The following is a 23,520-nucleotide window of genomic DNA, read 5'->3' as shown; positions in this document are numbered from 1 at the left end:
GACGCGCCTTGTCCCGGCACAAGTGCGGACCGTACCGTCGTAATCGTTCCTTCTCGCCCCGGCGCCGGTCAGCGCCACCCCCGTACTCCACCCGAGGTCAGCCGTGTCCCCACCGCGAATCCCCGGGCACCGGGTCGGCCCGCGGTGTGAAGGGCCGTAGCGCCAAGAGCAGGAGATCTGCCCGGGACGGACGGATCACCGCGAGCTCCGCGGGGCCGCGATCCCCGGGACACCACAGCCCCGACCGGACCCACCCCGCACCCCGCGGGGGCGGGCCCACCCCGTACCGCATTTCGCAAGGAGTCCGCACCCCATGACGTCCACGGTGCCCACCGCCGTCCAGCACACCGACGCGCAGCCGCCGATCACCATGTTCGGTCCGGACTTCCCGTACGCGTACGACGACTTCCTGGCCCACCCCGCCGGGCTCGGACAGATCCCGGCCACCGAGCACGGCACCGAGGTCGCCGTGATCGGTGGCGGACTCTCCGGGCTCGTCGCCGCGTACGAACTGATGAAGATGGGGCTGCGCCCGGTCGTCTACGAGGCGGACCAGATCGGCGGCCGGCTGCGCACGGTCGGGTTCGACGGCTGCGACCCGGAGCTGAGCGCCGAGATGGGCGCGATGCGCTTCCCGCCGTCGTCCACCGCGCTCCAGCACTACATCGATCTGGTCGGGCTGACGACCAGGCCCTTCCCCAACCCACTGGCCCCGAGCACACCGTCGACCGTCGTCGACCTCAAGGGCGCTTCCCACTACGCCGAGACGATCGACGACCTGCCGCAGGTCTACCGCGATGTGATGGACGCCTGGAACGCCTGTCTGGAGGAGGGCGCCGACTTCACCGACATGAACCGTGCCATGCGCGAGCGCGATGTCCCGCGCATTCGCGAGATCTGGGCACGGCTCGTGGAGCAGCTCGACAACCAGACCTTCTATGGATTCCTCTGCGCTTCCGAGTCCTTCGCCTCCTTCCGCCACCGGGAGATCTTCGGGCAGGTCGGATTCGGTACGGGCGGTTGGGACACCGACTTCCCCAACTCGATCCTGGAGATCCTCCGCGTCGTCTACTCGGAGGCCGACGACCACCACCGCGGGATCGTCGAAGGCAGTCAGCAACTTCCGCTGCGGCTGTGGGAACGCGAACCGGTGAAGATCACCCATTGGGCGCCGGGCACCTCGCTCTCCTCCCTGCACGAGGGATCTCCGAGGCCGGCCGTCACCCGGCTGCATCGCACGGCGGGTCACCGGATCACCGTCACGGACGCCTCGGGCGACATCCGTACCTACCGGGCCGCGGTCTTCACCGCGCAGTCCTGGATGCTCCTTTCCAAGATCACCTGCGATGACGCGCTCTTCCCCATCGACCACTGGACCGCGATCGAGCGCACCCACTACATGGAGTCGTCGAAGCTGTTCGTCCCGGTCGACCGGCCGTTCTGGCTGGACAAGGACGAGACCACCGGTCGCGACACCATGTCGATGACGCTGACCGACCGGATGACGCGCGGCACCTATCTGCTGGACAACGGACCGGACAAGCCGGCGGTCATCTGCCTCTCGTACACCTGGTGCGACGACAGCCTCAAATGGCTGCCGCTCTCGGCGAACGAGCGGATGGAGGTCATGCTCAAGTCGCTCGGCGAGATCTACCCCAAGGTCGACATTCGCCGTCACATCATCGGCAACCCGGTGACGGTCTCCTGGGAGAACGAGCCGTACTTCATGGGGGCGTTCAAGGCGAACCTGCCCGGTCACTACCGCTACCAGCGCCGGCTGTTCACCCACTTCATGCAGGACTCGCTTCCCGAGGACCAGCGGGGAATCTTCCTGGCCGGCGACGACATCTCCTGGACCGCGGGCTGGGCGGAGGGCGCGGTACAGACCGCGCTGAACGCCGTGTGGGGCGTGATGCACCACTTCGGCGGCGAGAGCGACCCGACAAATCCGGGGCCGGGCGATGTGTACGAGGAGATCGCCCCGGTGGAACTGCCGGAGGACTGACGGGCGGGTAGCGCGCGGCGCCGCTGGGCTGGGAGACCATCAGCGGCCCGCGGCGGGCGGCGGGCGTGGGGACGTGGCTACCGCCACGGGGTGAGCAGACAGCGTCCGACGAGCCCCACGCCGGCATCCATCCGCTCGTCGAATTCCCGCGACAGCTCCGGGAGATTCCGTACGCCCCACAGGAGTCGGGCGGCCGACCACGCTCCTTCTCTGGCGCGGTCCAGGCTCCACGCCCCCACCAGATGGGTCAGCGGATCGGCGATCTCCAGCAGGTCAGGGCCGGGCATGAGGTCGTCCCGGATGCGTTCCTCCATCAGGGTGAGGACGTCGCCGACCCGATCGAAGTCGGGCTCGATGTCGGATGGTCCGCACCCCAGAACGCGGCAGGTGTCCAGAACGGCGAACGCCAGGTCGTAGCCGATGTGGGCATTGATCCCGGCCAGTGCGAACTGCGTCGGGCGAATGCCGGGATGCCGTCGGTACTGGAACAGCGGGCGCCAACAGGCGGGTGGTCGACCACCGGCACCGGCCAGGTCCACGGCCGTCAGATAGCGCCGGGCGAAGATCACGTCAAGGGTGGTGGCCGACCTGCGGTCCGGGAATTCGCCCGCTGCGATCCGCCGTGCGATCTCTTCCGTGACGAGGAGGTAGATCCGGTTGAAGACGGCCACACCGTCGCGGGCGGGCCAGTGGGAATCCAGGGTCCGCATTCGGTGGATCACGTCCTCCAGCGCGGAGTGGTTCGCGGCTTCCGGGGGGACTGTGCCCGATGTATCCGATACGGGCGGGGTCGCTGGCCCCGGGTGGCCGGGCATGACCGGTGCTGCCGCGAGTTGTTCCCTGTGCGCCATGGCAGCAGGGTCCCAGCCGCCGGGTGGCACGAGAGCCCGCCGGCCGGGACTTCCCCGGAACGGGGGACGGGACGCTACCGCTTGTCGGGCCCGGTCTCCGAGCCGGCGCTGGAGCTGGCGTCGGCGTCGGCGTCGTACGTGGAGGTGCCCGAGTCGAGCAGGGGTTCCCGCCTCTTCCTATGTGCCGGGGCGTCCGGTGCTGGTGCGCTTCGGGTCTCGCCGCCTTCGCATGGTGGAGGGGTGCCGTCGCATGGTGGAGGGGGTCGGGGCATCCCCGACCCCCTCCACCATGCGTTTCCCTCGGCCGAAGGGGCGCGCCCGATCCGTCTACGGTCGGGTGTCCGTCTGCCCCGCTGCGTCCTGCTCTGCTGGGGAATGCGCAGCTGGCGAACGCGCACCTGCCCGCGGTCCGAGCACGCCCGCGCCCAGTACCAGCCCCATGGCCAACGCCGTCACCAGCCCGAAGGAGAACACCAGGCTGGTCGCGTCGGCGACCGCCCCGATGGCGGAGGGTGCGATCAGCCCCGAGGTGTAGGTGATGGTGGCGACGCCCGCAATGGCCTGACTGGGGTTGGGGCCGCCGCGGCCCGCCGCCGCGAAGGCGAGGGGGACGACCACGGCAATGCCCAGACCGATGCACGCGAACCCCGCCATCGCGGTGAACGGGTCGGGCGCCACGACCACCATCAACCCGCCGAGCACGGCGAGGATTCCGCCCCACCGGACCGTGCGCACCGGCCCGAAGCGGTCGACGACCCGGTCCCCGGCGAGTCGGGCGACCGTCATCGTCAGCGCGAAGGCCGTGGTGGATGCGGCGGCGAGCCCTGCCGATGTCTTGAGCTCATCCTCCAGATAGACCGCGGACCAGTCGAGGCTGGCGCCTTCGGCGAACACCGCGCAGAATCCCACCAGGCCGTAGACAAGTGCGGATTTCGGCGGCAGGGCGAATCGCGGCGGCGGCTCCTCGTCGGGCGTCCTGCGGATGTCGAGCACGCGCTCGGCGGCGGTCACCCCGATGACGGTGAGGATCAGTGCCGCGGTCAGGTGGTGGACCGGCGCGTCGATGTCCAGATGTGCGGCGAGGGTTCCTCCGGCCGAACCGATCAGCGCGCCCGCGCTCCACATGCCGTGCAGGCTGGACATGATCGAGCGGCCCACCTCCTTCTCGGTTTCCACGCCGATCGCGTTCATCGCCACGTCGGACATGCCGGCCGCGTTGCCCATGAGGAAGAGCGCTCCGCAGAGCGTCAGCATGTTCGACGCGAGCGAGGGCAGGATCAGGGCGAGCGTCCACAGGGCGAGAAGACCGCTCAGGGCCTGACGGGCGCCGAAGCGATGCATGATCCGTCCCGCCAGCGGCATCGTGAGCGATGCGCCGAGCGCGGGGAACGCCAGGGCGAGACCGAGTTGGCCCGCGCTGATCGCCGCGTGGTCCTGGATCCATGGGATGCGAGTGGCGAAACTGCCGGTCACGGCGCCGTGGGCGCAGAACGTCACCGCGATGGCGTACCGCGCTCGTTTCAACCGCTGGCGCGCTCGGGCTGCCGCGTAGGTGGTCATGACGTGGTCCCTCCCCGTTGAAGGTGTTCCGTAAATTATCAGGAAGCCTGCCTGTTAAATAGTCTCTTCGTCAATCTGAAAAGATTGGGTCCATGCCCGCATCTCCGAGCACCGCCCGGGCCATCAACGACCGGGTGGCGCTACACATGCTCCAGCGCGAGGGCCCGTTGACGGCAGGTCAGTTGAAGGCCGGGACCGGACTTTCCCGTCCGTCCGTCGCCGACCTCGTCGAGCGCCTCCAGCGCTCCGGTCTGATCCAGGTCGTGGGGGAGTCCGGAGCCGATCGCCGCGGTCCCAACGCCCGGCTGTACGGGCTCGTCGCCGACCGCGCGCATCTCGCGGCCCTCGACATCCGTACGCAGAGCGTCGCCGTGGTCGTGGCCGACCTCCTCGGCACCACGCTCGCCGAGGCGTCCATGCCCATGGACGGCGGCATCGGCACCGAACCTGCGGTGGAGCGCGCCGCCGCCCTGCTGGAGCGCGCCGTCAGCGAAGCGGGGGCCGACCGGCTGCACAGCGTCTGCGTCGGCATGCCCGGACTGATCGATCCGACCACGGGCGAGTTGCGCAACACCACCGGGCTGCCCCGCTGGCACCGACAGCTGGTGTCCGTCCTGCACGAGAGACTGCCGGCCAGGATCGTCCTGGAGAACGAGACCAATCTTGCGGGAGTCGCCGAGCAGCGCGCCGGCGCGGGCCGTGACCACGACACCTTCGTCTTCCTCTGGCTCGGCGACGGAGTCGGTGCGGCCCTCTTCCTCGACGGCCGACTGCGCCGAGGCGTATCGGGCGGCGCGGGCGAGATCGGTTTCCTCCCCGTCCCCGGTACCGGCGGGCTCCCCTCCGCCACGGACTGCGGCGGGGGATTCCACTCGCTGGGGGGCTCGACCGCCGTGGTCGCCCTCGCGGAGGAGCAGGGCATCGACACCGCCGCCATCTTGGGGGCCAAGGTGTTCGAGCCGCGAGGTTCGGCGGCTGCCGCCCTGGTCACCGAGGCCCTCGCGGCCGGACGGGACGGATTCCTCGACGCCCTCGCCCATCGGCTCGCCCTCGGCGCGGCGTCCGTGGTCTCCATCCTCGACCCGGGGTTCCTCGTACTCGGCGGGGAGATGGGATTGGCCGGAGGCGTGGAACTGGCCTCCCGGGTCGAAGCCCAGTTGGCTCGACTCACCCCGCTGCCCACTCAGGTGCGCCCAGGAGAACTGGGCGGGACGGCGGTCCTGCGCGGTGCTCTGATCACCGCCCGTGACGTGGCGCAGGACGAACTCTTCGGTCCGGGCGGCTGACTCCGTTCGGGGCGGGGTCGGCAGGCCGCGGCGGCTGCGCTATCCCGCGCCACGGTGCAGGAACTCGGTGAAGGTCACCTTGCCCACCGACTGCTCCGGCGCCAGATGGCCCCCGGCCCTGAACCCGGCGTAGGCCCGCCCGGCCAGCCGCACCGGCAGGACCGCGCGTCGGCGGTGCGTGGTCGACAGATAGAGCTTGGCCAGATCGTCGAAGAAGCGGACCTCGGGTCCCCCCATGTCCGCCACCCGACCTGCCGGGGGCCCCACGGCGAGGTCCGCCAACCGCTGCGCCACCTCCCGCACATCGATGGGCTGCACGCTGACGCCCGCCGGCACCGCCAGCACCGGGAGCCGCGCCGCCCCCGCTAGCAGTCGCAGCACCAGGTCATGGAACTGGGTGGTCCGCAGCACGGTCCATCCCAGCCCGGGATGGGTGCGCCCCGCTTCCTCGATCATCTGCTCGACGCGGCGCTTCACGCGGTAATAGCCCAGGGGTACTCGGTCGACACCGACGATGGAGATGTACACCAGATGGGGTACGCCGCGTTCCCCCGCGGCTCTCAGGAGGTGCGCCGCCGCCTGGTCATCGCCGCCGCGCGGGGTCGAGGCGCAGTGGACGATCGCGTCCACGCCGTCGACCGCACGGTCGAGGCCGGTGCCTTCCCGCAGGTCGACGGGGTGTTCGGGGGAGCGGCGGCTGAGCACACGGACGTCCTGCCCGCTGCTGCGCAGCCGCGCGCAGACCTCTTTGCCCAGGGTGCCGGTTCCGCCCGTCACCAAAATGGTGGCCATGGCTCCAGCCTGGCAGAGGGGGCGCGAACGCGCGTGTGCTGGCATCGTCGCCCGCCGCCTGGGGCTCGTGCACCCCGGACGTGAGCCGCTGGGCGGTCCCGCGTATCGGCCCGGGAGGCCCGGGATTGTGGAAGCCCGACGGCGGCAAGGGCCGGGACTCCGCCGCCGGGCGCCCACTACCCCGCGCGCGCGGAGATGCCGCAGACATTAAATGGACTAGACCATAGGGGTCAATAGGTCGGGCCCGAGCCGCGATGAGTCGCACTAAGCGGAGGTGAAGCTACCGCTAGTGCACTTTTTGAGTACTTGCTGTGAGTCACCGCACAACTCGCCATCTGTCTGGTCCACGGGGCCTCATGGCACACTGGCCTTGTTATCAGCAGCAAGCGCACTCCGGGGTCGGTGAAATTCCGAACCGGCGGTTATAGTCCGCGACCCGTCCACTTCCAGTGGCCGGCTGACCAGGTGGAATTCCTGGACCGACGGTTAAAGTCCGGATGGGAGGCAGTGCGCGGCGGGTGGTCCCTTGTGGTCCGCCGGCCGTCATCGGGCTGATCGTCTCACCGGCGATCGGTGCATTCGGCGGTTCGGCGCGTACCAGATCGGCGCCCCGCTCTCTGTCGTCATCGACAGCCCCGGAGTCCATGCCCGAAAGGCAGGAGGACCCGGTGGCCACCGCAGCCGACACCACCGCCATGCAGCGCGCGATCGCACTCGCCGCCCGCGGACTCGGCTTCACCAGCCCGAACCCGATCGTCGGGTGCGTGATCACCGATGCCTCGGGCCAGACCGTCGGCGAAGGCCATCACCAGCGTGCCGGCGGTCCGCACGCCGAGATCCACGCCCTGCGCGAAGCCGCAGGCCGCACCCGAGGCGCCACCGCCTACGTCACCCTGGAACCCTGCAACCACACCGGGCGCACCGGCCCCTGTGCGACCGCACTGGTCGACGCGGGGATCAGCCGCGTCGTCTATGCGGTCGCCGACCCGGACCGTCAGGCCACGGGCGGTGCCGACACCCTGCGTGCCGCTGGAGTGCTGGTGGAGTCCGGCCTGCTGGCCGCCGAGGCCGAAGCGGAGAACACCGCCTGGCTCACCTCGGTGCGCATCGGCCGCCCCCACGTCAGCTGGAAGTACGCGGCCTCCCTCGACGGCCGGATCGCCGCCCAGGACCGCAGCAGCCGATGGATCACCTCGCCCGAATCCCGCGCTGACGTCCATCGGCTGCGTGCCGAATCCGACGTCGTCGTCGTCGGCTCGGGCACCGCCCGCGTCGATGATCCCCACCTCGCCGTCCGGGGCGTTCCCGGTGCCGTACAGCCGCTGCGGGTCGTCGTCGACACCGAAGGCACCGCAGTACGGCCCGGTGCCCGGGTCCTCGACGATGCGGCGCCCACGCTGATCGCGATCGCCGATGACGTCGTCACCGACCTCACCGATCTCACCGACGTACTCAGACTGCCCAGGGCCGACCGGGGCCTGTCCGTGCCGGCACTCCTGGACGCCCTGCACCAGCGCGGTGTCCGCTCCGTCCTCCTCGAAGGTGGCCCCACCCTCGCCGGAGCCTTCGCCGCCGCCGGTGCCATCGACAAGGTCATCGGCTATCTCGCCCCCGTACTCCTCGGCGCGGGCCCGAACGCCCTCGCCGACGCAGGAATCACCACGATCGCCCAGGCGTTGCGGCTCGACATGACCGAGACCCGGCGCATCGGGCCCGATCTGCGCATCACCGCCGTCCCCGCCACCGCCCCCAAGGAGCGCTGAAGTGTTCACCGGAATCGTCGAAGAACTGGGTGAGGTCACAGCCGTCGAGAACCTCGGCGACTCCTCCCGCTTCCGACTGCGCGGCCCCCTGGTCACCGAAGGGGCACGGCACGGTGACTCGATCGCCGTCAACGGCGTCTGTCTGACCGTGGTCGAAACCGGCGACGGCGAGTTCACGGCCGATGTGATGGCCGAGACGCTGAAGCGCTCCAGCCTGGGGGCACTGTCCGAGGGAGCCCGGGTCAATCTGGAGCGTCCCACGGCCGTCGGCGGTCGCCTCGGCGGGCACATCGTGCAGGGTCACGTCGACGCCGTGGGCACGGTCGTCGAGCGCATCCCCTCGGAGAACTGGGAGATCGTCAAGGTCTCCGTTCCCGATGGCCTCGCCCGCTACGTCGTGGAGAAGGGCTCGATCACCGTCGACGGCGTCAGCCTCACCGTCGTCGAAGCCGGCGCGGACTTCTTCACCGTCAGCCTGATCCCGACCACGCTCGCCCTGACGACGCTCGGCGTGAAGCAGCCCGGGGACCCGGTCAACCTCGAAGTCGACATCATCGCCAAGTACGTCGAGCGGCTGCTCGGCGCCCGCACGGGAGAGACCACCCGATGAGCACCCTGTCCTGGCTGAACTCCGAAGCCTTCGGCGCCTTCGGGCAGACCATCAAATGGTCCGACATGGTCGGGAACACCATCGGGCTGATCGCCCTCGCCCTCGGGTGGCGGCGATCGATCTGGACCTGGCCCGCGCAACTCCTGTCCGGTGTCATCCTGATCGCCGCCTACGCCTCCGCCCAGCTCACCGGGGGAGTCGGCAAACAGTTCCTGGTGATCCTCGTCGCGCTGTGGGGCTGGCACCAGTGGACCAGGGGACGGCAGCAGGCCCAGGACGGCTCCATTGCGATTCGGTTCGCCACCGCGAAGGAACGCGGGCTCCTCGCTGCCGGGGCGGTCCTCGGGACGCTCGCCGTGGGCGGCCTCTTCACCCTGTACCCCTCGCTGTCCTGGAGCCCCTGGGCCGACGCGTACATCTTCGTCGGCACCCTGGTCGCGATGGTCGCGCAGGCACGCGGGCTGGTCGAGTTCTGGTTCGCCTGGCTCCTCGTCGATCTCGTCGGCGTCCCCCTGGCCTTCAGTAGCGGCCTCGCCTTCTCCGGCCTGGTCTACGTGGTCTACTTCGCGCTGGTCCTGTGGGGACTGCGCGACTGGTGGCTGCGCTCCCGTACCCCGGTTCTGGAAGGAGCCCCGGCATGACCTCCCATCCGCTGCCCGCCCCCGCGCCGTCCACCGCGTCCCGAGACGCACCAGTGCCCCCGGCCGCCGTCGCCCCGCAGCCCACGCCCCCCACCTGGTACTCCGATGACCAGGACAGCGAGCTCAGGCTCGACCCCGTGGAGCAGGCCATCCGCGACATCGCCGCCGGGCGCCCCATCGTGGTCGTCGACGACGAGGACCGCGAGAACGAGGGCGATCTCGTCATCGCCGCGGAGAAGGCCACCTCCGAGATCATCGCCTTCATGATGAGCGAGTGCCGCGGGCTGATCTGCGCACCCATGGAGAGCGACGAACTCGACCGGCTCGAACTGCCCCAGATGGTCGAGCGGAACACCGAGTCCCTCCAGACCGCTTTCACCGTCTCCGTCGACGCCGCCCCCACCTACGGCATCAGCACCGGTATCTCCGCCGCCGACCGGGCGACCACCCTGCGCCTGCTGGCCAGCGGCAGCGCCGAGCCGGACGACTTCGTCCGCCCCGGACACGTCTTTCCGCTGCGCGCACGACCCGGTGGTGTTCTCACCCGCAACGGCCACACCGAAGCCGCCGTCGATCTCGCTCGCCTCGCGGGACTGCGGCCCGCCGGAGCGATCGTCGAGATCGCCGGCGAGGACGGCGCCATGCTGCGCCTGCCCGAGCTGGTTCCCTTCGCCCGCAAGCACGGTCTGACGATCATCTCCATCGAGGACCTGATCGCCTATCGTCGCGCCGCCGAACCCTCGGTCACCCGGGAGGCGGAGGTCGACCTCCCCACCGCCTTCGGCCGCTTCACCGCCCACGGCTACCGCTCCCGCACGGACGGCGTCGAACACGTGGCGCTCGTCCACGGTGAGATCGGGGACGGCGAAGACCTGCTGGTGCGGGTGCACTCCGAGTGCCTGACCGGCGATGTCTTCCACTCCCTGCGCTGCGACTGCGGTCCGCAACTCCAGGCGTCCATGGAACACATCGCCCGCGCCGGCCGGGGAGTCGTCGTCTACCTCCGTGGACACGAGGGCCGCGGGATCGGCCTGATGTCGAAACTCCGCGCCTACGAGCTCCAGGAACGCGGCCGGGACACCCTCGACGCCAATCTGGAACTGGGACTGCCCGCCGATGCCCGTGACTACGCCGCAGGCGCCCAGATCCTCGTGGACCTCGGCGTACGCAGCCTCCGGCTGATGACCAACAACCCCGACAAGATCACCGCCCTGGTCGACCACGGACTGACCGTCCACGGCCGGGAGGCCATGCCGGTCCACGCCGGTGAGCACAACCTTCGCTATCTGCGCACCAAGCGCGACCGGATGGGGCACGATCTGCCCTGGTTGGACGCGCCCGTCGCACCCGCCTGCGGCAATCAGTGACCATCCCCCAGTCCATCAACCCAGCAGTCCTCAAGGAGAAGTGTGAGCGGCCACGGCGCACCCGAACTGTCCGTACGCAACTGCCAAGACCTCCGGGTCGCCGTCATCGCGGCCCAGTGGCACGAGAAGATCATGGACGGTCTGGTCGACGGGGCGTTGCGCGCCCTCGGTGAACTGGGCATCGACGAGCCGACCCTGCTGAGGGTCCCCGGCAGCTTCGAACTCCCCGTCGTGGCCAAGGTCCTCGCCGGCCGCGGCTACGACGCCATCGTCGCCCTCGGCGTGGTCATCCGCGGTGGCACACCGCACTTCGAGTACGTCTGCCAGGGGGTCACCCAGGGGCTCACCCAGGTCGCCGTCGATACCGGAGTACCCATCGGATTCGGCGTGCTGACCTGCGACACCGAACAGCAGGCACTGGACCGCGCGGGCATCGAGGGATCCACCGAGGACAAGGGTCACGAGGCCGTGACCGCGGCCGTCGCGACGGCCGCCACATTGCGCACGGTCAGCGAACCCTGGCGCTGAGCAGTCGCCCCGGACCCCGTACCCTGAGACCATCATGGCGAACAAAACCTTCGAAGAACTCTTCGTCGAGCTCCAGCTCAAGGCGGAGAACGGCGATCCCGCCACCTCACGTACCGCCGAGCTCCTGGACAAGGGCGTCCATGCCATCGGCAAGAAGGTCGTCGAGGAGGCCGCCGAAGTCTGGATGGCCGCCGAGTACGAGGGCAAGGAAGCCGCCGCCGAGGAGATCTCCCAGCTGCTCTACCACGTCCAGGTGATGATGGTGGCGCGCGGGATCACCCTCGACGACGTCTACGCCCACCTCTGAGTCCCAGACCTTCCCCGCACCAGCCCACACCCCGTACCTCACGTAAGGAAGCCGACCTCATGCTGCGCATCGCCGTCCCCAACAAGGGTTCACTGTCCGGACCTGCGATGGCGATGCTCCATGAGGCCGGCTACCAGCAGCGCAAGGAGTCCAAGGAGCTGGTGCTCGTGGACCCCGAGAACCGGGTGGAGTTCTTCTACCTGCGTCCGCGGGACATCGCGATCTACGTCAGCTCCGGGAAGCTCGACATCGGGATCACCGGCCGTGATCTCCTGCTCGACTCGGACGCCAATGCCGAGGAGATCCTCCAACTCGGCTTCGCCCGCTCCACCTTCCGCTACGCCACCAAGCCCGGCACAGCGAGCGGTGTGGGCGACTTCGGCGGGATGACCATCGCCACGTCGTACGAGGGGATCGTCGCCAAGCACCTCGCGGACAGCGGCGTCGACGCCTCCGTCGTCCACCTCGACGGCGCGGTAGAGACCGCGATCGAACTCGGTGTCGCCCAGATCATCGCCGATGTGGTCGAGACGGGCACCTCGCTGCGCAACGCCGGACTGGAGGTGATCGGCGATCCGATCATGACCTCCGAGGCCGTGGTGATCCGGCGTACCGGCGCGGACGCCGAGGACACCAAGGTCCAACAGTTCCTCCGGCGCCTCCAGGGCGTCCTGGTGGCCCGCAGCTACGTGATGATGGACTACGACTGCCGGGTGGAGCACCTGGAGCGGGCGGTGGCTCTCACCCCCGGCCTGGAATCCCCCACCATCTCCCCCCTGCACCACGAGGGATGGGTCGCCGTACGCTCGATGGTGGCGGCCAAGGAAGCCCAGCGGATCATGGACGACCTCTATGAACTGGGCGCCCGAGCCATCCTCACCACCGCCATCCACGCCTGCCGGCTCTGAGAGAACACCGACACCATGTCCACCCCCACTGCGCAGCAGCCCCCCGCCCTCCCGGTCACCTTCCGGCCCACCCACACTCGCATCGTCCTGCTGACCGTGGGTGCGGTGATGTTCCTCGTGATCACGGCGGTCGCCGTGACGCTGGAGCGGCTGAGCACGGGGGAGCGCATCAGCTTCGTGTTCACCGCACTGCTCTTCCTCGGGGTGCTCTGGCTGCTGAGCCGTCCCAAGGTCGTCGCCGAGGAGAGCGGGGTCACCGTCGTCAACATCACCCGGGTCAGGCGCCTGGAGTGGGCGGAGATCCTCCGGGTGAACCTTCGACCGGGTGACCCCTGGGTCTTCCTCGACCTCAGTGACGGCACCAGCCTGCCGGTCCTCGGCATTCAGCCGGGGATCGCCCGCCAGCACGCGATCACCGACGCCCGTGCACTGCGTGCCCTCGCGGACGCCCGTGCGGGCGGATCCGAACCGCGCTGACGCACCCGCCCGGCCCGCGCCGGGCGGGTCAGCCCAGCGGAGGGTCCTGCGGCCCGCGCCGTAGGGGACCGCGGCCCGAGAGCACTTCCCCGTACGCCTGCATCAGATCGGGCAGTCGCAAAGTGGCGAGGTCCTCCCTGGTGGGAGTGCCGGGATAGCCGGACAGTCGCAGGTCCCGATAGGCGCAACTCTTCTCGTACAGCGTGCGCAGGAAGCGGCCGTTGCCCAACTCGTCGATCCAGCTCTGGTCCACCACATGGCCGCTGATCGAACGCAGCTCGTCCACGGCCTCCTCGTCCCACATGTCCCCGTTCTCCGCGGCGAGGACCTCCCCGATCGCCGTCAGTTCCAGCGGTCGGTACGACGGGAAGTCGACCCGGGTGGTGAAACGGGAGGACAGCCCCGGGTTGGTGGCCAGGAGCCGGTCCATCCCCTCGGGATAGCCCGCCAGGATCACCACGAGATGGTCGCGGTTGTCCTCGGCGCGCTTCAGCAGGACCTGCAACGCCTCGTCGCCGTACGCGTCCCCTTTGGAGTACGCCGTGTTGGAGAGGCTGTACGCCTCGTCGACGAAGAGCACACCGCCGAGCGCGGAATCGATCAACTCATTGGCCTTGACCGACGTCTGACCGAGGAACTCGCCCACCAGATCGGAGCGCTGCGCCTCGACCAGATGGTCGCCGCCGAGCAGACCGAGCGCGTAGAACACCCGGCCCAGGATGCGGGCGACCGTGGTCTTACCCGTGCCGGAGGGGCCGGAGAAGATGAAATGACGCTTGGGAGGCCGTACCGGGAGCCCCTGCCCCGCTCTGAGCCGCGCCATTTCCAACTGTGCAGACAGTGCTTTGACCTGCCGTTTCACCGGATCCAGGCCCACCATCCGCTCCAGCTCCGAGAGAGCCTGGGCGAGCAGCGCCGGATCGGTGGGGCCCGCGGGAAACTGCGGCGGGGTCGGCTGCGGCGGCACCACGGCCCGCTGACGGATCGCATCCGACACGGGCGCCGATGGCACGGCACCGGGCAGTTGGGTCTGCGGGTCGATGACGATCGCGCCGTCGGTCGCACCCGGCTCGCCCTCCGCGGCCTCGATGACGTCCTGCCCGAACCCGGCGAAGGAGACCGCGAGTCCGGCAGGCTCCTCGGGGTCGTGGACCCCGTCGAATCCGTCGAGGCTCCCGAGCCCGTCGAGTTCGGAGATGGCCGCGAGCCGGGCTGAGGTGTCCATGAAGGCCGGGTCGACGCGGTGGACCGCCCGGTACAGGGGGAGTGCGGCGGCGCTGCGCCCGGAGCCCTCACGCGCCCGCGCCAGCCAGTACCGCAACTCCTTGCGCTGAGGCTGTTCGCTGCGACATCGCATCAACGCGGTGGCGAGCAGCGGTTCGGCCTGCCGGTACATCTCCAGGCGCACCCGGGCCATGCCGCCGAACAGCCCACTTTCGATGCCCAGGAGCTGATCGTTGACCAGGGGTTCGGTGTGGCGCACCAGTTGTTCCCAGTCCTTGACCAGGTAGGAACGGCAGGCGTGGAGAAAGCGCACCTGAGCATCGGTGTCGACGGGGGGCAGCCCGGCGAGTGCCCGGTCCAACTCGGGTACGTGACGGCCGTCGAGCCAGTGCGAGGCATGGGCGAGCAGCAGGTCCCGGGGGCTCTCCAGGACCGGTTGGACCCACCAGCCCAACCAGTACCAGGAGTTAAGGGTGCGACTGTGTCGGGAGCGCTGTTCGCCGAAGCGGTCACGGGCGCGGTACATCCGCAGGAGGGCGGTGGTGGTGTCCACGCGCAGCGCATGGAGTCCTAGCCAGCCGTCGGCCATCTGGGGGTCGAGCCGCACGGCGGTGCGGAACTCCTCCTCCGCCTGGGGGTAGGCCCCCATGGTGTACGCGTCGACGCCACGCACCCAGGCAAGGTCGGCCGGGACTGGTGCGCCCTGTGTGCCGATGTCCATCAGTCCCCCACAAAGAGCACCTGCGATGCTGGTGATCCCCCGCCGGGTGGGCGACGCGGGAAACGTACTGAACCGCCTTGCCGCGGACGGGAATTGACCCCCACCGCAGAGCATCGTACCCGCGGGAGGCGGCCCAGCTTAAGGGTGTCCTGAAGTGATCCGGATCGTGGTGACCCAGGGTGAAAGTCGCCGGTCGTAGCGGTGCGCGCGGCGGGCAGAACGAAGCCCCCGGTCACGGGGGAACAACCGGGGGCTTCGAGTCCTGGGCGACTGAAAAGCCGCACATTGAGAACGTAAGACCTGTTGGCCCGGTCGGTCAAGCAGAGTTCAGACAGTCTTCCGGCAGATTTCCGACCGGGTGGTATGGCCATTAGGTCCGATTACTCAGTGTGATGAAACGATTCAGTTCTGAACGGATATCGAGTCCGGGAAGTACCGCATACCCCTCGGGTCGCTCCTGCACCAGCGCCTGGGCGTACGGGCGGGAAGGGTCGGCCGAGAAGTGCTGTGTCTCCGCGGTCGTCCAACCGTCCCAGAACGCGGTGAGCGCCTCCCCGTCCCGCTCTCTGCCCCGCTGCCAGGAGGACGACGCGTCCCGGTCCATCCAGAACTGACCGGCCAACCGGGGGCGGAGCGCTCGTCTACCGGCCCCGACGCCCTCGATCAGGATCACGGGTGCGAGCGGCAGGGACCGCGGGGCGGTGAAGCGGTGTGCATCCCAGTCGTACGGGGCGTAGTGCGCCGCTCGTCCCTCGGACAGGGGCGCGATCACCTCGGCGAGCATCCGATCCGTCCAGGCGAAGGGCTCGGCGTGGCTGGCGAGGTCGTCCAGATGGAGTACGGGAGCCGGATCGGACTCCGTCCCGAGCGCCGCCGCCAAGCGGGCCGCGAACGTGCTCTTGCCCGAACCGGCATGACCGTCCACCGACACCAGTCGCACCGGCCCGCAGGAGGGAGCCAGGGCGCGCAGCCCGGTGGCCAGCCACTGGAGATCGTCCATCGGGCCAGCCTAGGACGTACCCGACGACGTACCCGACACGGCCCAAGGCTCGGGCCGCCGGACCCCTCGCGGCCGGAAACGGTTCACATTGGTGGCGGGACGCGAGGGCGGAGTGCTGGAAATCCCGGCCCATGAGCGGCGATAGTGACCCCGGCGTATCCCATGCACATGCCACGCACCTGACTTGGGGGCCCGATGGCCAGAGCGACCTCGCGCAGAACCGTCCTGAGTGCCGCCGTCGCGGTGGCGGCCGGGGCGGGGACCCTGTCCGCCGCCACGCCCGCGTTGCCGCAGCCGTCGGGAGCCGGGGCCCTGGATCGGGGGCGGGACCACCAGGTGGACCTGCGACTCTGGACCTCCTTCCTCGACTGGCACCGAGGAACGGCGGCGGGGGTGCGGACCGTCCCCGGCCGACGGCCCGCGGTCGCCATCGCCCGACCGGTGGGGACCGTGGACCACACCGATCCACACACCGGAAGGACCGAGACCTGGGAGTACGCCACCTGGGAATCGCCCGTCCACCGCTGCCGGGTCCCCGCGACCGAACTGATCCCCTCCTGGAACGCGGACACCCCACCCGGCACCTGGCTCCAGGTGGAACTGCGCGCCGCCTACTCCGACTCCACCGAGTCCCCCTGGCTGGTGATGGGCCGCTGGGCGGCCGGTGACGAGGATGTACGACGTGCCTCCGTCGACGGTCAGAGGGACGGCAGGGCATCGGTCTGGACGGACACCCTGGCCATCGACGATCCGGCGAGCGGGCTGTGGATCGAGGGGTATCGCCTGCGGCTGACCCTCTACCGTCGACCCGGCACCCGGGCGACACCCACCGTGCGGCGGCTGGGCGCGATGGCATCTGCGGTCCCCGACCGGTTCACCGTGCCCGCCGCACCACCGCGGCACGCCCGCGAACTGGCGGTGCCGCGCTACTCGCAGAACACCCACCGCGGTCGGTACCCGCAGTACGACAACGGCGGTGAGGCGTGGTGCAGCCCCACCTCATCGCAGATGGTCATCGAGTTCTGGGGGCGCCGTCCCACCGCGCAACAACTGGCCTGGGTCCAGCCCGACCTCGACGACCCCCAGGTCTGCCATGCCGCCCGGTTCACCTTCGACCACCAGTACGAGGGGTGCGGCAACTGGGCGTTCAACGCCGCCTATGCGGCGACCTACCGCGAGATGAACGCCGTCGTCACCCGGCTCTCCTCCCTCACGGACCTGGAGCGCCTCATCCGGGTCGGCATCCCGGTCATCACCTCGCAGTCGTTCCTCGCGGGCGAACTCACCGGCGCGGGCTACGGGACCGCAGGCCATCTGATGGCGGTGATCGGCTTCACCCCCGACGGTGAAGTGATCGCCCATGACCCGGCCGCCCCCGACAACGAGGCCGTCCGCAGGGTCTACCGTCGCCGCGAGTTCGAGGACGTGTGGCTGCGGACCAAGCGGTACGACGCCAAGGGGAAGGTGACCTCTGGAACGGGCGGTGTGTGCTACCTCTACTGGCCCGACCGCATCAATGGGGCACAGCGGCGGGTCCTGACCTCGCTCGGAGTGCGCTGACCGACCCGGGAAGGTGCGCTACCGGGGAGCCAGCCCGTCCTGGTCCTCGGCACGCCGGCCGACCGGGGGACGACTGCGCACGGTGCCGATCGATGGCGCTGCGCATCGCCGGACGGTGCCCAGGAACGTGTCTTACGGCACAGAGGTCGGCCGCCGATCCGCTCTCCGGGGGCGGGCCACCCTTGCGGGGTACGGAGTCGTCGGCCCCGGGCCGCCGTCCGACCGAGAGCGCTCCCGGCGGGGTGATCTGCGTCTCTACCCATCGGGAGAAGCCGCTGGCACATTGGTCGGGTCACCGTGCCCGTCGTAGCCGACCCGCACCCCGCCGACAGAGCGAGACGCCCATGAACATCTACGCCAGCGAGACCCGCGCCCGTACCCGCACCGGTGGGCCCGACGACGGCTCCCGGGTGCTGGAACACATCGTCGGATGGACACTGGTCGTCGTCCTGGCGATGCTCGTCACCCAACTCGGACTGCTCTAGCCAGCGCCCTTCCTCCAGGGCACTCCGGATCACGGGCCGGTCTGCCGGCCACTGGATCGTCCGTGCGATACGTCCCAGGGTGCGCCGTCAGTGCTTCTTCGGGCCGGTCACGCCAGGGAAGTCGTCCTCGGTCGAGCGCGGCCGTGCGGTGTCCCCCGGGGCGATCAGCCCCGTCTCGTACGCCAGGATCACGGCCTGGACGCGGTCGCGCAGCTCCAGCTTGGAGAGGATGCGGCCGATGTGCGTCTTCACCGTCGTCGGGCTGAGGAACAGGCGCTCGGCGAGCTCGGCATTGCTCAGGCCCGTCGCGAGCAGGCGGAGCACCTCCAGCTCGCGCGGTGTCAGACCGGACAGATCCGGATGCGCGTCGGCGGCCTTCGCCTCCTTGCGGTCGGCGAACCGCTCGATCAACCGACGGGTGATCGTCGGTGCGAGCAGCGCATCACCGGACTGCACCATGCGCACGGCGGCCACCAGTTGCTCCGGGCTGACGTCCTTGAGCAGAAAGCCGCTGGCCCCTGCGGTGATCGCGGCGTAGACGTAGTGGTCGAGGTCGTACGTGGTCAAGATGATGATGCGCGTTCCGTTGCGATCCCCGTCGGTGAGGATGCGCCTGGTCGCTTCGATGCCGTCCATCCGCGGCATCCGGATGTCCATGAGGACGACGTCGGGCCGGGTGCGCCGGACCGCGGCGATCGCTTCGATGCCGTCGGCGGCCTCGGCCGTCACCTCGATGCCGTCGGCGGCGAGGATCATCCCGAAGCCCGTGCGCACCAGGGCCTGATCGTCGGCGATGACGGCCCGCAGGGGCGGCCGGCTCACCCGGTCCGCCGAGGGAATCGCGCCGTGATCCGGTAGCCACCTGCGAGGGTCGGCCCGGCCGTCAGCTCGCCCCGGTAGACCGCCAGCCGCTCCCGCAGTCCGATGAGACCGCGCCCATTGCCGTCCGGCGATCCCGAGTCCTTCACTCCGCCGGTGTCCGTGACCTCGATCTCCAGACAGGTCTCGGTGTGGCTGATCGTCACGTCGGCGGTGGCGCCGGGCGCGTGCTTGATGGTGTTGGTCAACGCCTCCTGGACGACGCGGTACGCCGCGAGGTCCACGCCGGGCGGCAGCGGATCCGCAGGCAGCGACAGCGTGACCCGCACCGGAGTCCCCGCGGCCCGTACCCGCTCCACCAGGACGTCGAGCCGCTCAAGTCCGGGTTGGGGCTCCATGCCGTCGGGACGCTCGTGGTCCGGGGCGGCCAACAGGCCCATCACCTGGCGCAGTTCGGCCATGGCCGCCCGTCCTCCCGCCTCCACCACGAGCAGCGCTTCCTTCGACCGTTCCGGCGTTGTGTCCATCACCTTGCGGGCCGCACCCGCCTGGATCACCATCACGCTCACATTGTGGGTCACCACATCATGGAGTTCGGCGGCGATCCGCGAGCGCTCCTCGTCGACCGCCCGGCGCATGGCCTCGTCCTGTGCCTGCTGCAACTGCGCGTACCGGTCCCGGCTCGCCGCCAACTGTCGCCGCCAGAGCCGGATCAGGCTCGCCGACACCCCGGCGATCAGCAGCACGACGGCGGGGCTTGACCAGCCCGGAAGAAGGGGTTCGGCGTCCTGGAACGCGATCCCGGCGAGCACCGCCGCGATGCCGAGCCCGATGATCGACCCCAGCCGGTAGCGGCTGTGGACGACAGCGCCGTAGGCGCCGATGACGCAGGTCACCACGCCCATCCAGGTTGCTTCGTCGTCCATGGCCAGGGTCGCGCCCATGACCAACGCGAATGCGGCCAGCGGATATCGACGCCGGGCGGCCAGCGGCAGGGCCGACAGCACGATGAGCAGCCAGAGAGTCGCAGACGACCCGCCCTGAGGCTCGGCGAGACCCGGTGGCGGGATCGGCGGCACCGGGTGGGGGGGAACGCCCTGCTCGATATGGGGTCCGGCGTCGGGGTAGCGCGCCGCCACGACCAGGGCGACGACGGTCAGGACGACGGCCAGCACCACATCGGCGCGCACTGCCGCGTGCGTCGGCGTGGCAGCACCCGCCTCCGGCCGCAACGCCCCGCGCAACTGTTGGCACCATCCGTGCCCGTCCTCCGTGCCCACCGGCTCATTGTGCGGTGCCGCCTTCTCGGCCGCATCAGCCTCGGCGACCAGGGAGCCGACCGCGAGGAGTACATCGCAGGGATGACGGACGGCCAAGTCCTCCCCGAGAAGGGCCTGATGTCGGTGCCATGGCCGACTCGCCGGCCGCTCCACCGCACCTACGTTCACCGGAACCGGCAGGGCTCCTTCGAACGAAGAGGACGGCATCCCCCATGACTCAGGTGATCGAACTGGAGGGCGTGGCCAAGCGGTACGACAGCGGTGGCACGCCCGCGCTCGGATCGCTCACGCTCACCGTCGAACAGGGTGAGGCCCTGGCCGTGACGGGACCTTCCGGCAGCGGCAAGTCGACCCTGCTGAACCTCGTCGCCGGACTGGATAGACCCACCGAAGGCACGGTGACCGTGGCCGGGCGCCGGATCGACCGGCTGAGCGAGCACGCGCTGGCGCGCTTTCGTCGCGAACGGATCGGCATGGTCTTCCAGTTCTTCAACCTGCTCGACGACCTCACCGTCGTCGACAACATCCAGTTGCCCGCCCAACTGACCGGGACCCCGCGGCGACAGGCGGCGGCCCGTGCCGGCGAACTGATGGAGCTGCTGGGCATCGGCAGACTCGCCCGCGCCTACCCGGGCCGCTTGTCCGGCGGTGAGCGCCAGCGGGTCGCGGTGGCCCGCGCATTGGTCAACCGGCCCGCGCTGCTGCTCGCCGACGAGCCGACCGGCGCACTCGACACCGCCTCGGGCCACGACGTACGAGACCTCCTGATGGAACTGCACCGCAGCGGACAGACGATCGTGCTGGTCACACACGATCCGGCCCTGGCGCAAGCGTGCGCGAGCCGCACGATCCATCTGGTCGACGGTCATCTCGCCCTCGACACCGCGGCGGAGGCCGTTCGATGAGCCGTCGGGGCAGTGGTGCGCTCGGTCGGGTCGTCCGCTCGGGCGTGAAGAGACGGCGGGTGCAGACCCTGGTCATCGCCCTCGCCACCATGATGGCCGTGGCCTCGGCGGTCGTCGCCGGATCGCTCATGGTCGCCGCGGACGCACCGTTCGACCGTGCCTTCGCCCAGCAGCGCGGAGCGCATATCACCGCGCAATACGATCCCGCCAAGGTGAGCCCTTCGCAGCTCAAGGACACCGGACGGTTGGCAGGAGTGACGGCGAGCGCGGGTCCGTTCCCCGCCACGACCATCAAGCCGGTGGACTCCAACGGAGGGCACCTGCCGGCAGTGATCCTCGTCGGACGGTCCACGCCGCAAGCCGATGTGGACGCATTGGATCTGAAGTCCGGCCGCTGGCCATCGACTTCGGGCGAGGTCGTGCTCTCGGCGTCGTTCAGCGGCCCCTTCATCAAGCTCGGCACCACGGTGAAGTCGTCGGACGCGGCTGACGGCCAGCCCCTGACGGTCGTCGGCTTCGCCGTCTCGGCCAGCAGTACCGCCGAAGCATGGACCACCCCCGCGCAGGCCAGCGCGTTGGCCTCGAAGGCGAGTCCCCTCACCAGCCAGATGCTCTACCGCTTCGACCCCGCCGGGACGAAGGAGCAACTCTTCGCCGGCAAGGAGAAGCTCGCCGCCGCCGTGCCCGCCGGGGCGCTCTCGGGCACCGAGTCCTGGTTGGACACCAAGCGCGCCGCAGACGAGGGCGCGGCGCCGACCATTCCGTTCCTCATTGCGTACGGTGCGCTCGGCATCGTGATGTCGGTGATCATCGTCGCCAGCGTGGTCAGCGGCGCGGTCGGTACCGGCCTTCGCCGCATCGGCATCCTCAAGGCCATCGGCTTCACTCCACGCGAGATCGTCCGGGCCCATGTCGCCCAAGCGCTCATCCCCGCCGGAGCGGGCATCGCGCTCGGGGTCGTCCTGGGCAACCTGCTGGCGATGCCACTGCTGTCGAGTGCGGAGTCGGTGTACGGCACCGCCTCGCTCTCGGTCGCCTGGTGGGTCGACCTCGTGGTGCCTGCCGTCGCACTGCTCGTCGTCGCTGTCGCGGCGCTGGTTCCGGCCCTACGAGCCGGGAGACTGTGTACGGTCGAGGCCATCGCGGTCGGTCGGGCACCGCGCACCGGGCGCGGCCAGTGGGCGCATCGGGCGCTGGGACGGCTGCCGCTGCCGCGACCGGTGACCTATGGCCTCGCCAGTCCCTTCGCCCGGCCGGTCCGTGCGCTCGCGATGGTGCTCGCGGTGGCCTTCGGCACGGTCGCGGCGACGTTCGCGTGGGGGCTGACCGACTCCTTGAACGAGGTCGGCGAGGCACGGGATCCCGAGGACCGCGCCGCTGTCACCGCGATTATCGGCGGACCGGTCGCCGACTCCGGTCCACCGCACCCCGACGGCAACGGCACCGAACCCCCGTCCCTCGGCTCCGGTCCGCGCCCCCAGAGCAACGGCACCGAGCCCTCGTCCGTCGACCCGGCCCAGGTGCGCACCGCGATCGAGGCACAGTTCGGTACGGCCTCCTACTACGGCAAGACCCAGGCGGACACCACGGTGGCCGGGGTCTCCGGCCGGGTGCGGGTGAGCCTCTACCAGGGAGATGCACGCGCCGCCAGCTACGCAATGATCGCCGGCCACTGGATCACAGGTCCCGGGCAGGTCGTGGTGCCCTCGCGCCTCCTGGAGAAGTCCGACTCCGAGATCGGTGACACGCTGCGGGTGACCGTGGCGGAGCACACGGTCCCCCTACGGATCGTCGGGGAGTCGTTCGACACCTCCGGTGAACGACTGGAGATCCATGCTGACCTGGCCGATTTCCCCCTGGTCGAGCCCGGCGTCTTCCTCATCGATCTGAAACCGGGCGTCGCTGCCGCCGGCTACGCCGATGCGCTCGGCGCGGTGGTGCAGCCGTTGGGCGGTGATGTCGTGGTCAACTCATCGTCACAGGGCGAGAACACGATCCTGATCCTGAAGGCAATGGCGGCCCTGCTCACTCTGATGCTCGTGTTCGTCGCGGGTCTCGGCGTGCTCAACTCCGTCGTCCTGGACACCCGTGAACGCGTCCACGACCTGGGCGTCTGCAAGGCGCTCGGGATGTCGCCGCGACAGACCGTGAGCCTTGTGCTCGCTTCGGTGGCTGGACTCGGCGCGCTCGGCGGACTGATCGGCGTCCCGGTGGGGTTCGCCCTGCACGGCTTCGTGCTGCCCGTGATGGGGCGTGCGGTGGGTACCGCGCTACCGCCGTCGGTCCTTGAGGTGTTCGACGTAGCGGAACTCGTTCTACTGGGGTCGGGCGGAGTCGCGATCGCCGTGCTCGGCGCGCTCCTCCCGGCCGGCTGGGCGGCCCGGGTCCGTACGGCCACGGCGCTGCGCACGGAGTGACCCGGGCTGGGAAA

The 23,520-nt window shown here is 69.9% G+C and carries 21 protein-coding genes and 1 riboswitch; of the genes, 14 read left to right on the top strand and 7 right to left on the bottom strand.

Going from position 1 to position 23,520, the window contains the following annotated elements; genetic code table 11:
- Window positions 1–313: 313 nt before the first annotated feature.
- Window positions 314–2,005 (top strand): flavin monoamine oxidase family protein, encoded by a 1,692-nt coding sequence (locus tag OID54_RS07615; RefSeq protein WP_329015809.1) that lies wholly within the window; start codon window positions 314–316, stop codon window positions 2,003–2,005.
- Between the two features lie 77 nt (window positions 2,006–2,082).
- On the opposite strand, the gene OID54_RS07610 is transcribed toward OID54_RS07615, so the two are convergent.
- Entirely contained in the window at window positions 2,083–2,856 is a 774-nt protein-coding gene (locus OID54_RS07610) for a DUF5995 family protein (protein WP_329015806.1), read from the bottom strand.
- A 327-nt stretch (window positions 2,857–3,183) separates the two neighbouring features.
- Window positions 3,184–4,416: an MFS transporter gene (locus tag OID54_RS07605; RefSeq protein WP_329015804.1), complete on the bottom strand. Its 1,233-nt coding sequence runs from the start codon at window positions 4,414–4,416 to the stop codon at window positions 3,184–3,186.
- A 92-nt stretch (window positions 4,417–4,508) separates the two neighbouring features.
- Here OID54_RS07605 and OID54_RS07600 point away from each other — a divergent pair, with 92 nt between their 5' ends.
- Window positions 4,509–5,702: an ROK family transcriptional regulator gene (locus tag OID54_RS07600; protein ID WP_329015802.1), complete on the top strand. Its 1,194-nt coding sequence runs from the start codon at window positions 4,509–4,511 to the stop codon at window positions 5,700–5,702.
- Window positions 5,703–5,741: 39 nt separating this feature from the next.
- Here OID54_RS07600 and OID54_RS07595 read toward each other — a convergent pair whose 3' ends face one another.
- On the bottom strand, window positions 5,742–6,494 hold the full coding sequence (locus tag OID54_RS07595; RefSeq protein WP_329015800.1) for an SDR family oxidoreductase: 753 nt from the start codon (window positions 6,492–6,494) through the stop codon (window positions 5,742–5,744).
- Window positions 6,495–6,878: 384 nt separating this feature from the next.
- Window positions 6,879–7,009, top strand: a riboswitch (FMN riboswitch).
- A 153-nt stretch (window positions 7,010–7,162) separates the two neighbouring features.
- Here OID54_RS07595 and ribD point away from each other — a divergent pair.
- The 8 genes from ribD to OID54_RS07555 are packed head-to-tail and all read left to right on the top strand — an operon-like array spanning window position 7,163 to window position 13,095.
- Window positions 7,163–8,257 (top strand): bifunctional diaminohydroxyphosphoribosylaminopyrimidine deaminase/5-amino-6-(5-phosphoribosylamino)uracil reductase RibD, encoded by a 1,095-nt coding sequence (ribD, locus tag OID54_RS07590; RefSeq protein WP_329015798.1) that lies wholly within the window; start codon window positions 7,163–7,165, stop codon window positions 8,255–8,257.
- 1 nt (window position 8,258) lies between these two features.
- Window positions 8,259–8,867 carry a riboflavin synthase gene (locus OID54_RS07585; RefSeq protein WP_329015795.1) on the top strand — a complete coding sequence of 203 codons (609 nt, stop codon included), beginning with the start codon at window positions 8,259–8,261 and terminating at the stop codon, window positions 8,865–8,867.
- Window positions 8,864–9,508: a nicotinamide mononucleotide transporter family protein gene (locus tag OID54_RS07580; protein WP_329015792.1), complete on the top strand. Its 645-nt coding sequence runs from the start codon at window positions 8,864–8,866 to the stop codon at window positions 9,506–9,508. The genes OID54_RS07585 and OID54_RS07580 overlap by 4 nt, the downstream gene beginning before the upstream one ends.
- On the top strand, window positions 9,505–10,875 hold the full coding sequence (locus OID54_RS07575; RefSeq protein ID WP_329015790.1) for a bifunctional 3,4-dihydroxy-2-butanone-4-phosphate synthase/GTP cyclohydrolase II: 1,371 nt from the start codon (window positions 9,505–9,507) through the stop codon (window positions 10,873–10,875). Before OID54_RS07580 ends, OID54_RS07575 begins: the two co-directional genes overlap by 4 nt.
- A gap of 42 nt (window positions 10,876–10,917) precedes the next feature.
- A complete protein-coding gene (gene ribH / locus OID54_RS07570) occupies window positions 10,918–11,403 on the top strand; it encodes a 6,7-dimethyl-8-ribityllumazine synthase (RefSeq protein ID WP_329015788.1) in 486 nt (161 codons plus the stop codon).
- Window positions 11,404–11,437: 34 nt separating this feature from the next.
- Window positions 11,438–11,710 carry a phosphoribosyl-ATP diphosphatase gene (locus OID54_RS07565; protein ID WP_329015786.1) on the top strand — a complete coding sequence of 91 codons (273 nt, stop codon included), beginning with the start codon at window positions 11,438–11,440 and terminating at the stop codon, window positions 11,708–11,710.
- A gap of 59 nt (window positions 11,711–11,769) precedes the next feature.
- On the top strand, window positions 11,770–12,618 hold the full coding sequence (gene hisG / locus OID54_RS07560) for an ATP phosphoribosyltransferase (RefSeq protein WP_329015783.1): 849 nt from the start codon (window positions 11,770–11,772) through the stop codon (window positions 12,616–12,618).
- 15 nt (window positions 12,619–12,633) lie between these two features.
- Entirely contained in the window at window positions 12,634–13,095 is a 462-nt protein-coding gene (locus tag OID54_RS07555; protein WP_329015780.1) for a PH domain-containing protein, read from the top strand.
- Between the two features lie 28 nt (window positions 13,096–13,123).
- On the opposite strand, the gene OID54_RS07550 is transcribed toward OID54_RS07555, so the two are convergent.
- Both OID54_RS07550 and OID54_RS07545 read right to left on the bottom strand, forming a co-directional pair.
- The gene (locus OID54_RS07550) at window positions 13,124–15,040 is read right to left on the bottom strand and encodes an AAA family ATPase (RefSeq protein WP_329015777.1); all 1,917 of its coding nucleotides are present in this window, start codon (window positions 15,038–15,040) and stop codon (window positions 13,124–13,126) included.
- 370 nt (window positions 15,041–15,410) lie between these two features.
- The gene (locus tag OID54_RS07545) at window positions 15,411–16,040 is read right to left on the bottom strand and encodes a uridine kinase family protein (protein WP_329015775.1); all 630 of its coding nucleotides are present in this window, start codon (window positions 16,038–16,040) and stop codon (window positions 15,411–15,413) included.
- A gap of 195 nt (window positions 16,041–16,235) precedes the next feature.
- Between OID54_RS07545 and OID54_RS07540 the strand changes: the two genes are divergently transcribed.
- Both OID54_RS07540 and OID54_RS07535 read left to right on the top strand, forming a co-directional pair.
- A complete protein-coding gene (locus tag OID54_RS07540; protein WP_329015773.1) occupies window positions 16,236–17,600 on the top strand; it encodes a peptidase C39 family protein in 1,365 nt (454 codons plus the stop codon).
- Window positions 17,601–17,944: 344 nt separating this feature from the next.
- Window positions 17,945–18,085 (top strand): SCO1431 family membrane protein, encoded by a 141-nt coding sequence (locus tag OID54_RS07535; RefSeq protein ID WP_329015770.1) that lies wholly within the window; start codon window positions 17,945–17,947, stop codon window positions 18,083–18,085.
- A gap of 87 nt (window positions 18,086–18,172) precedes the next feature.
- Here OID54_RS07535 and OID54_RS07530 read toward each other — a convergent pair whose 3' ends face one another.
- Both OID54_RS07530 and OID54_RS07525 read right to left on the bottom strand, forming a co-directional pair.
- Complete coding sequence (locus tag OID54_RS07530) at window positions 18,173–18,907, bottom strand: response regulator transcription factor (protein ID WP_329015767.1); 735 nt, start codon at window positions 18,905–18,907, stop codon at window positions 18,173–18,175.
- Window positions 18,904–20,280 carry a sensor histidine kinase gene (locus OID54_RS07525; RefSeq protein WP_329015765.1) on the bottom strand — a complete coding sequence of 459 codons (1,377 nt, stop codon included), beginning with the start codon at window positions 20,278–20,280 and terminating at the stop codon, window positions 18,904–18,906. The genes OID54_RS07530 and OID54_RS07525 overlap by 4 nt, the downstream gene beginning before the upstream one ends.
- Before the next feature lie 116 nt (window positions 20,281–20,396).
- On the opposite strand from OID54_RS07525, the gene OID54_RS07520 reads away from it, so the two are divergent.
- Together OID54_RS07520 and OID54_RS07515 are read left to right on the top strand one after the other, a co-directional pair.
- Entirely contained in the window at window positions 20,397–21,089 is a 693-nt protein-coding gene (locus OID54_RS07520; RefSeq protein ID WP_329015763.1) for an ABC transporter ATP-binding protein, read from the top strand.
- Entirely contained in the window at window positions 21,086–23,506 is a 2,421-nt protein-coding gene (locus OID54_RS07515) for an ABC transporter permease (RefSeq protein WP_329015761.1), read from the top strand. The genes OID54_RS07520 and OID54_RS07515 overlap by 4 nt, the downstream gene beginning before the upstream one ends.
- Window positions 23,507–23,520: the final 14 nt, after the last annotated feature.

The sequence above is a fragment of the Streptomyces sp. NBC_00690 genome, from assembly GCF_036226685.1.
Taxonomy (GTDB): domain Bacteria; phylum Actinomycetota; class Actinomycetes; order Streptomycetales; family Streptomycetaceae; genus Streptomyces.
This window is presented reverse-complemented; position numbering and strand designations above follow the sequence as displayed.